The following is a 12,144-nucleotide window of genomic DNA, read 5'->3' as shown; positions in this document are numbered from 1 at the left end:
GCATCGGCGGGATCAGTTCTTGGTCGCGACAGCCGACTCGCGCGTGTCCAGACGCTGGGCCACGCGATCGATGTTGGCCAGCGACAGCAGGTGCGCGTAGATCCAGCCGAACACGCCCTCGCGCAGGAATTCCAGCGAGGTCTTTTCGTCCAGCTTGCGCAGCTTCTCTTCACTGATGACGTACAGGCCATTGAGATTGATGACCTTGCCGTCCTTCTCGAGGCGGATGTTGCGCGGCTCGAGCAGGTCGTGCTTGCGGATCTGTTCCATGAACCACTGAGTACGACCGACGTGGTTCTGGAATTCGCCGAGGAAGTTCACGGCGTTGGCCAGCATCTCGCTGTCGGTGCCGTCTTCCTTGAACAGGCGCTCGCCGTCTTCCTGACCGAAGCCTTCGTAGGCTTCATCGAGGAACACGGTGAAATCGTCGCCTTCCTGGTCGGCGGGCTTTTCAGCCAGCACGAACGGATAGCGGCGCACGAAGGCCGGCACGTAGATGTTCGGCGCCCACTGACCGTCGGCATCGACGAACAGGTTTTCGTCCTGGCGCAGGCCCAGCAGGGCCATCGGGCCGGCTTCCTGCATGCTGGAGCCAGCGAACAGGATCGGCAGGTCACGCGCGGCGGCCGGGAACTCGACGCCGGTCAGCGGAACGGAGTGGACCTTCGCCGCGAAACTCAGGCTCGGAATGCCCTTGAGGCGCAGATCCTTGTGTTCGGTACGGTTGAGCGGCACAGGGCGCTCGTAGAAAAGAACTTCAGCCACGTTACTTACCTCTGCCCCGCCGTGCCGGGGTCGCCACCCAGGCTTCCCCTCCCAAACCCGGCGTCGGGTCTACAGATGAACGGTCACTATATCAGCGCCGGGCCGCCTGCGGAATCCACCCCAACTTTCAGGTTTGACAAGCATTTGCACGCGTTCTGAAACGAATTTGGACTATGCTGGGCCAAATCCGAGCACCGTTGCACCGTCTGAACGCCAATTCTTCCGCGAAGGAAATTGCATGCTGATGGAAGCTTCAAACCGGGTCGCCGATCTTCATTCGACCCGCGTGCTGTCCCTGGATGCCGCTGGCCGCATCCTTGACTGGATCAGTTGGCAGGACGCCGTATGCCTGTACGTCCGCGAGGCCGTGGCCTGGACGCTCGGTGACCCCTGCCTGACCGTCCACGGCGGCCACAACCGCACCCTCGGCGTGCAGAGCCAGCTCCAGCTTCACCCGATCATCGCCAGCACCGGCCACTGCCGCGACCACGCGATCGACCCGGCCCCGGCCCTGACCAACACCGCCCTGTTCGCCCGCGACCGCTTTCTGTGCCTGTATTGCGGCGACCATTTCAGCCGGGGTGAACTGACCCGTGACCACGTCCTGCCCATCTCCAAGCGCGGCAAGGACGAATGGGAAAACGTGGTCAGTGCCTGCCTCGCCTGCAACCTGAAGAAAAGCAACCGCACCCCGCAGCAGGCCAACATGCCCCTGCTGGCCGTGCCCTACCGCCCCAGCTGGGTGGAGCACCTGATCTTGTCGAACCGCAACATCCTGGCCGACCAGATGGAGTTCCTGGTAAGCCACCTGCCGCGCGACCGTCGCGCCATCATGAGCTGAGGCGCGTCGCGCTCAGCTCGCGTTTTCCGGGTCTCTCGACTTCGGGGCCGCACGCTTCTCCACCCGCTCCTCGAACTGCGCCAGATCCTGGCGCGCCTGCTCCGCCAGCCTGATGTAGTGATTGCGGATGCGCTCCAGCCGCTGGTCATCCAGTTCTTCCAGGTTCAACAAGGCGTTATGGGCATCGCTGCTGCATATCAGCTCATCGAGCTTGATCTGAAGGGCCGCCGTATCGCGGTTCTGCGTGTTCTGGATCAGGAACACCATGAGGAAGGTGATGATGGTCGTGCCGGTGTTGATCACCAGCTGCCAGGTATCGCCGAAATGGAACATGGGCCCGGTCGACGCCCACACAATCACCAGCAGGCTGGCGCACATAAAGGCAGCCGGCTTGCCCGCGTAGCGGGCCGTCGCCTCGGCGAAGCGGCGGAACAGGGAGCGCTGGGAACCCATGGGAGACTCCTCGTGACATCCTTCCCAGCCTTAACGCCGCCTCTGTATGCGAAACGTATCGGCAGCGCCAAGGCCGCCGGAACCAGTCAGCAGGCGCTCATCCGGCCCGAGACGAAGCGCGTCGTCCCGTCCGCTCCACATCGCCGCCCTTGCTCCGCCCCGCCACCCGCCAGACAATACGCAGATGAACGATCTGTCCCGATTCCCCCACCTGGCGCCCATCGAAACGCCGGCCGATCTGCGCCGCGTACCCGACGACGAGCTTCCCGCCGTCGCGGATGAGTTGCGCCAGTACCTGATCGAAGCGGTAGCCAGCTCCGGCGGCCATTTCGGCGCGGGACTGGGCGTGGTGGAACTGACCGTGGCCCTGCACCATGTGTTCGACACACCCACGGACCGCCTGGTCTGGGACGTCGGCCACCAGTGCTACCCCCACAAGATTCTCACTGGCCGCCGCGATCGCATCACCACGATCAAGAAGAAGGACGGCCTGGCCCCCTTCCCGCGTCGCGAGGAAAGCGAGTACGACACGTTCGGCGTGGGCCATTCGTCCACCTCGATCTCAGCCGCACTGGGTATGGCGATCGCCGCGCAGCGCAAGGGTGATCCACGCAAGTTCGTGGCCGTCATCGGCGACGGCGCGATGACCGCCGGCATGGCCTTCGAAGCACTCAATCACGGCGGCGATGTCGAGCCAAACATGCTGGTCGTGTTCAACGACAACGGCATGTCGATCAGCGAAAATGTCGGCGCGCTGACCAAGATGGCCGCGCGCGCGATGTCCAGCCGCACGCTCAACCAGTGGCGCGAGCGCGCCAAGCGCGCCATTCCGAAGCAGTCGTTCTTCGGCCGCTTCTTCAAGCGCTGGGAGGAGCACGCCAAGGGCATGTTCGTGCCCAGCACGCTGTTCGAGGAACTGGGTTTCCACTACACCGGTCCCATCGACGGCCACAACATCCCGCAACTGCTCGCCGCCCTGCGCACGGTCAAGGACCTGCCCGGCCCGCAGCTGCTGCACGTGATCACCACCAAGGGCAAGGGTTACGCTCCCGCCGAGCAGGCGCAGATCGAATACCACGCCGTGGGTCCGTTCGATCCGCAGGCCGGTCTCGTGAAAAAGAGTGGCCCCGCCAAGCAGACCTACACCGATATTTTCAGCGACTGGCTGTGCGATCAGGCGGCCGCCGATGAGCGCCTGCTGGGCATCACGCCGGCCATGCGTGAAGGTTCGGGTCTCGTGCGTTTCTCCAAGGAATACCCGCAGCGCTACTTCGACGTTGCGATCGCCGAGCAGCATGCGGTGACGCTGGCGGCCGGCATGGCCTGCGAAGGCGCCAAGCCGGTGGTGGCGATCTATTCCACCTTCCTGCAGCGCGCTTACGACCAGGCCATCCACGACGTGGCCCTGCAGAACCTCGACGTCACCTTCGCGATCGATCGCGCCGGTGTCGTGGGCCCCGACGGCGCAACGCATGCCGGCAGCTTCGATCTGTCCTTCCTGCGCTGCCTGCCGAACATGGTGATCATGGCGCCGGCGGACGAAAACGAATGCCGCATGATGCTGAGCACGGGCTTCGATTACCCGGGCCCCGCCGCCGTGCGCTATCCGCGCGGTACCGGCCCAGGCGTGCCGTTGCAGAAGGAACTGGAGACGCTACCGATCGGCAAGGCCGAGATGCGCCGTCGCGGTCGTCGTTTGGCGCTACTGAGCTTCGGCGCGATGCTGGCACCTGCGTCCGAAATTGCTGCGGAAGTGGACGCCACTCTGGTCAACATGCGCTTCGTCAAACCGCTCGACGAAGCGATGATCCTCGAACTGGCGCGCACGCACGAAGCCTTCGTCACGCTGGAAGACAACGCCGTGGCCGGTGGCGCGGGTTCGGCCGTCGCCGAGTGTCTGGCCGCACATGGCATCGCCTTGCCGATCCTGCACCTGGGTCTGCCTGACGTGTACCTCGAACACGGTTCGCGTGAGGAAGTGCTGTCGATGGCGGGCCTCGACCTGCCCGGCATCCGCAACGCGATTCGCGCACGCTTTCCGCAGCTGGTGAATGCCGCGGTGACCAGCGTCAGCTAAAGGGGCGAAAGCTCCCCATGAGAAAAGCCCGCCGTCTGGCGGGTTTTTTTTGCGCGATCAGCCCGGACTGCGCCCGCCCGAAACGCGATCGCGCCCTTCGAGATCGCGATACGTAGCGACGTCCTCGTAACCCGCGTCACGCAACAACTGTCGAATATCCGGCCCCTGATTCCAGCCGTGCTCCATCAGCAGCCACTTTCCAGGGCGCAGATAACCCGGGGCCTTGCTGATCAGTTCGCGGATGGCATCGAGGCCATCGGTGCCGGAGGCCAACGCGTTGGCAGGCTCGAAACGCAGATCGCCCTGTATCAGATGCGGATCCGCCGCTTCGATGTAAGGCGGGTTGGAAACGATGAGGTCCATGGGCTCGCCAAGCACCGGCTCGAACCAGCTGCCCTGTGCGAAACAGATGTTGCGCACACCGAGTTCCACCGCGTTGCGCGTCGCAACTTCAAGCGCGGCACCGCTGATGTCCACCGCCGTCACGCGCGCACGCTGGCGCTCATGCGCAATCGCCAATGCAATGGCGCCGCTGCCGGTGCCAAGATCCAGCACGTTCGTCACGGCACCCTTCGGCAACCGCTCGAGCGCCAACTCAACCAGCAGCTCGGTTTCCGGACGCGGGATCAGCGTCGCGGGCGACACCTGCAAATCGAACTTCCAGAACCCACGACGGCCGGTGATGTAAGCCACCGGCTCACCGCCCGCACGACGCTCGATCAGGGCATCAAGAGCCGCGCTCGTTGCATCGTCGAGTACATCCGTATCGTGCGCAATCAACCAGCTGCGTGGCTTGCCCACCACGTGCAGCAACAGCAGTTCAGCATCCACGCGCTCGCCGAGCCTTCGGGTGGCCTCGGCGAGCGCTTGTCGTATATCAGGCATGGGGGACAGATTCCGGTGGCGGCGGTGGCGTCGACTTGGCCTCGCGCTTGCGCCAGTACCCGCCATGCGACCACGCCTGGAACACCCAGCGCAACCATCCCAGCAAAGCATTGGCCAGCCACAGGGCCCAGGCGAGCATGGCCACCTTGTACACCCATAGAGGCACGCTGAAAACGCCGCCCTGGGGCACGGCGTCACGCGCCTGATCGGCGAACCAGGCCAGGTCCGCACCGGACATAGCGTTGCCTTCGACGTGCATATCCGGAACACCCAGCAACCCTTGCGGCACCGCACCGACCAGCACGACAAGCGCCGCCACCGTCAGCACGGCCAGGAGCACCTGGGCCAGATTGAACATCCAGCGACGCAATGAAGTCATGTCGCAACGCTGACGCAAGCCGAAAACGATCAACCAGGCAACGACCAGGGCATAGGCGCTCCACGCGAACGCGGAGAAACCCAGGCCAAGCAGCAACCAGTGATGGGAGCGAAGCGGCGTGGGCGCAAATCGACCAAGCAGCCAGGCAACGATCAGCAAGACGATCAACTGGGACCAGTACAACACGGCAGGTCCCATCGAAGGTCCCCATGCCCAGAGCAACCAACGATCCTTGGGCAGGTCCAGTTCCAGCGACAAGTTGGCGGTGGGCGCACCCACCACCAGCGGCATGGTACGCACGATGCCAGACACGCCTTGCGCCAGCCTCAACTTCACCGTGTAGATATGCGTACCTGGCAACAGTGGAAGACCGAGCTTGTCGTCGCGCAGGGCCAGACTAAGCGTATCGTCGTCGCGATCCACCTCAAGCAACTCGGCTCCCTTGGGCAGCGCCAGGAAGTGCTCGCCACCACGGGTACTTCGCGCTGTCAGCTCCAGCGTCACGCTGGTCGCACGGTCACCGACCTCGCTGTATACGCGCAGGTGATCGATGGCCAGGCTGTCGCCGTCGATGGCCTTTGGCTCGCTGACGGCCAGTTGCAATGTTTCACCCGGCAATGGGTGAAAGACCTGCGCGCCGTTCGCGATCTCCACCGGTACACCCTTCGCATCCACGTGCCATGAAGGCGACGCTTGCACATCCCAGGTCTCAGTGCGCTCGCCAAGCGCCGGCGCAGTCAAAGCGATGGACACCGCGCGATCGAGGCGACTGGTCCAGGTGACCTCGTATTGTTGTGCGCTGAACGTTGCGGTGATAAGCCCATCGTGCACGCGGGACTCGTCGACCAGCGGATGCTCGCCCGGAATCAGCGGTATGCCGGTCGTGAAGCCACCGCTCTTGGGCGCGATGCGCTCCACCGTGGTTTCCATCGTCCATTCCGGCCCGAGCAGCAAAGTTCGAACGACACGCACGTAGGACGGAAAGACCTGGGTTCCAATGGTGACTTCCTTGCCATCGCCACTGGACTGAATGCGGGACAGCGACAAGGTATTACCCAGTGCGCGTCCCTGCTCGACACCGTCCATCTTCCATCCCTGTCCGCTGAAGCCGACATGTTCCGGTCGAAGGTGAAATTCCAGGGTAGCCTCGTCGTTGCCGAACGCTCGATAGCGCGCGGTCACGCGATGCACGCCGCGATCCACGCGAACCGAAGTACCTGCGTCGCGATTGAGAGAGGCTGACTTGCCATCCACCACGACGTCCTGCAATGCAAGCGCGTCGCGCACCTGCGGCAGCGGAACGGACACGGCAGTACCTGCGTGATACTCCAGATCGAGCGTGATCTGGTCAGCATTGGCCGATACCTGCAGAGCGGCGAGTTTTGCGCAGTTCGGCGCGCACGTGGGCGGCTGTGTCAATTGCGTGCGCAGCTGATCCAGCACTGTCTGGTCGGGCACCGCCTGTGCGTGTGCCACGTGTGGCAGGGCGCAGGCAAAGATCAGTGCGACGGCACCGAACCGAAGGCCTGCGACTCCCATCGGGCGCATGGCCTTCCAGAGCAGACGCGTCAGATTGGCCAACAACAGACCCAAAGTCACCAACATCAGTACCCGAAGCAGGCGAACCATCCAGGAAGGCGCAATCACCAGCCTGAAGGACTCCTCGTTCGTTACGGGCCCGGTCCACGCCATGCGGTAGTTCGGACCATTGAACCATGCGGGCTTGCCGTTTCCGGCCTGCACGATGCTGCGCTTTCCGATCTCGTTGGCCAGCTTGTTGCCGCTGGGCGCATGCGGTGCCACCACAGCCAACCCTGCGAGGCTTTGTGCCTTTTCTTCATCGGGCGACTCCGGCGCTGCGGCGCCGCTAGTCCTTGCATAGCCGCCGGTGAGGAAACCGTCACGTGCCATCGTTGCGGGGGCAGCGGGTGGCGGTGGCGCCGGCGGTGCCGGGATGTCGTTGGTGCTCGCCTCTTCGACAGCAGGCATCAGACCCGGGGGCGGCGGCAATCCAGCCTCGGCCTGCGTGCTCAATTCACCACCTACTTCGAGTTGCGGATGCAGCGCGTACTTCAACTGCAACGCTGCAAACGGCAATGTCCAGAGAAACGTCAGGACCAGCACGGCGCCGGCAACCGCGCGGGAAATCGACTGCAGTTTCCCATCGCCCAACGCCCGCGCCAGGACTGACAGCGCCAGCACCAGGGCCAGGGTCCAGCGCGGCGCATTTGACTCGTGCTGGGATAGCACGAGGAACACGGCGGCAATCACCGCCCAGCGCCAGCCGAGCAGTCGACCGGCGAGCAATGTCATCAGCGCAACCACGAACAAGTCCAGCAGGCTCCAGTGCGCCACCCAGGAATCCGGCGATACATCCGTACCGGGCGCACCGATCAGCCGATATCCCGGTGGCAGATGCAGCTGGGCGGTGACGTTGCTCAAGGGCAACTGCCAGCCGGTCGCCGGAAGTGAGCCGCCACGCGGAATCTGGAGACCCGAATTCAGATTGATGATGGACTGACGCACTTCCACACCCGAACGCCCATCAGCGCCCTGGGTAATCAATAAGGGCGTATCGCCCACGGAAGCGCTCTGCAGTTGCCAGGGTGCAGCAACATCCAGGCGCAGGCTTCGGTACAGCGCGCCCCACAGTTGATCGCTGACGGAGTAATGCCCTCCGTCAAAGCTCAACCAGATGTCGTGGTGAAGATGCACGTCATCGCTTCGACCACCTTCCCCGGCGCGACTGCCTGCGTCGATGGTCAGACCGTGGTCCTGATCCAGCATGAAGGCCGGAAGATCGCTAAAGATGCTCGGCACGCCTGACTGCGTCGGATCGACACCCTCGCCTTCGGCGTGCGAATTGCGATCGGATTCTGCCGCGTAGCTCCATATTTCCTGACGCGGCCAGGGCGCGGGTGGTAGCGAGAGCGCGATCTTGCCAAGTGGTTCAAGACTCCGCGCATCGAGCCGTATGGTCCATTCGCCGGGACGAAGCTGAACGCGCATGCGCCCGTCGCTTTCGAGCCTCGCGGGCAAATTGCTTTCCATGTTAGTGGCGACGAATCCCTTGGGCAGGACGGGCCCGAGCCACTGCTCGCGCGCGCTGCCTGTCACATTGACGATGATGCGCGTCTCGAGGTTCGCCGGGAGGCCGTCCCATACGCCGCGATAGACGCGGACGCTCAGGGCGTCGGCCTGCCGCTGCGTGGCAGCCGCCTCACCGAGCGTAAGTACGGCTCCATGACGCTCCAGACGCGTAACCGCTGCGCCATCAATGCGCATGTCCACGAGCACGAGGTCCGCGGAAACATGCAAGCCAGTGGGTCGTGTCGTCCACGGCAGGTCGCCACGCAGCCCGTAGCTGCCGGCCTCAAGCCAGATCGCCGGCTCGTTGCCGCGCTCAAGTACGGCGACAGGCTTGCCATCGACGGTTACGCCTTGCGGCCACGCGCGCGCGTCCCCGGGAAGCTTGACCCACGAAGGCGCATCCACCCGCACATCGAATGCGAAATGCGCGCCATCCTTCTGGACGTCCAAATGGACAGGTCCTGCCCATGTACAAGATCGCTTATTGCCGCCACTGGCCAGCAACGGACACGCCTGCGTCGGCGCATCGCGCAACACCCACCCCTGCCAATCCTTCAATGCCGGTGGGATGTCCTGCGCACTTGCCGTCACCGCCACCAGCCAACCCAGACACAGCCATCCCCAACGACGCATGCCCGCTCCCCGTTCCATTCGGTTTGGCCCGAGTGTATCGGGCTTGGCGAGACGCGTCGCGTTTTCCTGCGATGGGTAACATCCGCGCACAAAAAAGCCGGGCGGATCGCTCCGCCCGGCTTCGGACCATCAAAGGGATGGCTTACTTCAGGATGGCAGCCGGATCCTGCTTGGCCTTCAGCGCGGCGCAGAGCTTCATCGCTTCGCTGTTCTGGGCCAGGCCGCGTTCGGCACCGGAGACTTCCTTGGCGCGGGTCTTGAAGAAGTCTTCCAGACGCTGCGCTTCTTCGGTGGAGCAACCGCCACCGCCCATCAGCGACGGCAGGCGACCGCCGGAGAAGCTGCCGGTGCGGGCCACGATCTTGTCGTAGTTCGCCACCGACCACTTCCACACGTCGTCACGACCGGCCTTGGTGTCGCGGTTGCCCGAGAGCAGCGCACCCATCTCACCGACCTTCACGTTCTTGTCGAGCGAGAAGTCGCGGACCTGGTTGGCCAGGGCCGGATCGGAGGCTTCGGACAGGCCCGCCAGGATGGCGTTGCGCTGGGCCGGGTCGCTGGTCTTCGGCAGTTCGGCGATCAGCTGGTCGACGACCGGCTTGCCATGTTCCTGCACGGACACGCCCAGGGCGGCACCCAGCAGGTTGGAGTCGGCGGCGGCGTAGTTCAGGCGACCATCGGCACCCGGCTTGAGCACGGCGTCACCCTGCTTGAGCAGCGCGGCGCGCACTTCCGGCACCTTCATGTCCAGGCCGAGGAACGAAGCCAGCGTGGCGCGCTGCAGCGAATCGCTGTCGGCCTCGCCGTCCTTCTTGGTGTAGCCCAGGCGCTGCATGGCCGGCAGGTAGGACGAGGTCGCCCATGCCTTGAGCTTGGCGCGCTGTGCGTCGGTGGTGGCCAGCTGGTAGTTGATCCAGTTGAACGTGCCCATCGGCGCGGTCGAGACTTCGCTCACCTTCGAGCCGGTCAGCGGCTTGAGCGCGGCGAGTGCCGAACCGGCGTCGACGTCACCACGGCGGAAGGCCGCATTGATGGCATCGGCGTAGGCCAGCTGCTCGGCATCGTCCAGCTTGCTGATCTGCTTACCGAGGTTGGCGAGGTCCGCCTTGTCCATGCTGAAGCGGTAGTAGCCGGTGCCATTGGCGTTCGGCATCACCCACGACTTGGCAGTGGCGCCCGGCAGCACGATGGAGCCGGTGGCCTTGCTCAGCAGTTCGCAGGCGACCTTGCTGCCGTCAGCGGTGCCGTAACGCACGCACACCGGCACGCCCCACACCTTGTTCGCATCACCGGTGCTGCCGGCCGGCAGGTAGCGGCTCTGGCTCAGCTGCAGCACGGTCTTGCCGTTTTCCTGCGCCAGCTTGGTCTGCACGTACGGCACGCCCGGCTGGTTGAGGAAGCTCATGAACGCCTGCTTGAAGTCGTCGCCCTTGTCGGCGGCCTTGGCGATCGAGTCGACCAGGTCTTCGGCGGTGGCGTTGGCGAACTTGTGCTCCTGGATGTAACCACGCATGCCCTTCTGGAACACCGGCTCCGTCACGAAGCCTTCGAACATGCCGAGCACGGCCGCACCCTTCTGGTAGGTGATGCCGTCGAACGCGGTTTCGATGTCGCCGTTGCCGGTGATCGGCTGGCGGATCTTGCGCGTGGTGACCATGCTGTCACCGCTCATCGCGCCCTGCGCACCGCGCACGCGATCGAGATCGGCGCGATATTCCGGGTGCACCTTCTGCGTCACCTTCTGCTGCATCCAGGTGGCGAAGGCTTCGTTGAGCCACAGGTCATCCCACCAGCCCATGGTCACGGTGTCGCCGGTCCACTGGTGAGCCAGCTCGTGCGCCGTCACGTTGAAGGAGCCACGCACGTATTTGGCGGCGGAATCCTTGTCGAGCAGCAGCAGCCAGTCACGGAACGTGACCAGGCCCGGGTTTTCCATCGCGCCGGCGGAGAAGTCCGGGGCAGCGAGCAGGTCGAGCTTGTCGAACGGATAGCCGAAGCCGTAGTAGTCCTCGAGCGCCTTGATGATGCTGGGCGTTTCGCCGAGCACGTGCTCCATGCGATGACCTTCGCCGTTGGCGGCGATGCCGCGCAGCTCGGTCGGATCCTTGCGGAATTCCGAAGCGGGGATCGTCGGGCCCTTCACCACGTCCCACGGACCCACGCCGAACGCAACGAGGTAGGTCGGCAGCGGCGGGGTTTCGGAGAAGGTCAGCGTCTTCCAGCCCGTGCCAGCCTTTTCTTCCTTCACCTGCTTGGTGTTGGCCACGCCCACTTCGTCAGTGGGGATGGTCAGCTTGATCTGGAACGGCGTCTTGAACGACGGTTCGTCGAAGCCCGGGAAAGCGAAGCGCGCGCTGATGGGTTCCATCTGCGTCATCGCGTACGGCTTGCCCTCGTGGCTCACCTTGTACAGACCCTGCAGCTGCTGGTTCAGCGGCGCGGAGTAGTCGATGACCAGCGTGATGTCCTGCGGCTGCAGCGTGGCGCCCAGCTCGATCTTGACCACGCCTTCCTTCGGCGCGACGTCGTCGTACTTGCCGACCGACTTCTTGCCCTTGGCGTTGATCACCGTGACCTTGCTGACCTTCAGCTCGCGACCATGCATCCAGATATGGTCGGTGGCCTGGGTGAGCTTGATCTTGATGGTGGTGGTGCCGGAGAAGTCCTGCTGCTTCGGGTCCACCTTGAAAGCCAGCTGATACGACTCGGGCATGGCCCAGCGCGGCAGCTTGCCTTGCGGCTGGTCGGAGTCAGGAGTGGCGGCCATCGCGATACCGCACGAAGCGGCCAACGCGGTCAGCAGAAGCGGACGAACAAGACGACGCATGTGGTGTTTCCCCAGTGTCACAAAGAGGACCAACGCTAGGGCTGGGGGTGACTTTGGGCACGTGCCAGAAGGCACGCTTGCTTTGGCGGGGAGGCCGGGCGCTGCGCGCCCTGTGGGGCCGCACGCTGCGCGGGCTGTGGGGCCGCGCCTGCGGCGCTGTAAACGGTGAACAGTAAGAGCGGGACTCAGGCTTG

General features: G+C 64.3%; 7 protein-coding genes. 2 read left to right on the top strand and 5 right to left on the bottom strand.

Going from position 1 to position 12,144, the window contains the following annotated elements:
- Nucleotides 1-12: 12 nt before the first annotated feature.
- On the bottom strand, nucleotides 13-765 hold the full coding sequence (locus EYV96_RS14460; protein ID WP_131152234.1) for a SapC family protein: 753 nt from the start codon (nucleotides 763-765) through the stop codon (nucleotides 13-15).
- Nucleotides 766-1,003: 238 nt separating this feature from the next.
- Between EYV96_RS14460 and EYV96_RS14455 the strand changes: the two genes are divergently transcribed.
- Nucleotides 1,004-1,606 (top strand): HNH endonuclease, encoded by a 603-nt coding sequence (locus EYV96_RS14455; protein ID WP_131152233.1) that lies wholly within the window; start codon nucleotides 1,004-1,006, stop codon nucleotides 1,604-1,606.
- Between the two features lie 12 nt (nucleotides 1,607-1,618).
- Here EYV96_RS14455 and EYV96_RS14450 read toward each other — a convergent pair whose 3' ends face one another.
- On the bottom strand, nucleotides 1,619-2,059 hold the full coding sequence (locus EYV96_RS14450) for a low affinity iron permease family protein (RefSeq protein WP_131152232.1): 441 nt from the start codon (nucleotides 2,057-2,059) through the stop codon (nucleotides 1,619-1,621).
- Nucleotides 2,060-2,243: 184 nt separating this feature from the next.
- Here EYV96_RS14450 and dxs point away from each other — a divergent pair, with 184 nt between their 5' ends.
- A complete protein-coding gene (gene dxs, locus EYV96_RS14445) occupies nucleotides 2,244-4,136 on the top strand; it encodes a 1-deoxy-D-xylulose-5-phosphate synthase (RefSeq protein WP_131152231.1) in 1,893 nt (630 codons plus the stop codon).
- 57 nt (nucleotides 4,137-4,193) lie between these two features.
- Here dxs and prmC read toward each other — a convergent pair whose 3' ends face one another.
- The 3 genes from prmC to EYV96_RS14430 form a co-directional block, all read right to left on the bottom strand.
- The gene (gene prmC, locus EYV96_RS14440) at nucleotides 4,194-5,021 is read right to left on the bottom strand and encodes a peptide chain release factor N(5)-glutamine methyltransferase (protein WP_131152230.1); all 828 of its coding nucleotides are present in this window, start codon (nucleotides 5,019-5,021) and stop codon (nucleotides 4,194-4,196) included.
- Nucleotides 5,014-9,123: a DUF2339 domain-containing protein gene (locus EYV96_RS14435; RefSeq protein ID WP_131152229.1), complete on the bottom strand. Its 4,110-nt coding sequence runs from the start codon at nucleotides 9,121-9,123 to the stop codon at nucleotides 5,014-5,016. Before EYV96_RS14435 ends, prmC begins: the two co-directional genes overlap by 8 nt.
- A gap of 142 nt (nucleotides 9,124-9,265) precedes the next feature.
- On the bottom strand, nucleotides 9,266-11,950 hold the full coding sequence (locus EYV96_RS14430) for a M1 family metallopeptidase (RefSeq protein WP_131152228.1): 2,685 nt from the start codon (nucleotides 11,948-11,950) through the stop codon (nucleotides 9,266-9,268).
- Nucleotides 11,951-12,144: the final 194 nt, after the last annotated feature.

This window comes from Dyella terrae (genome assembly GCF_004322705.1).
In the GTDB taxonomy this organism is placed as follows: domain Bacteria; phylum Pseudomonadota; class Gammaproteobacteria; order Xanthomonadales; family Rhodanobacteraceae; genus Dyella_D; species Dyella_D terrae.
The sequence above is the reverse complement of the archived record's forward strand: the minus strand, read 5'-3'. Positions and strand labels throughout refer to the sequence as shown.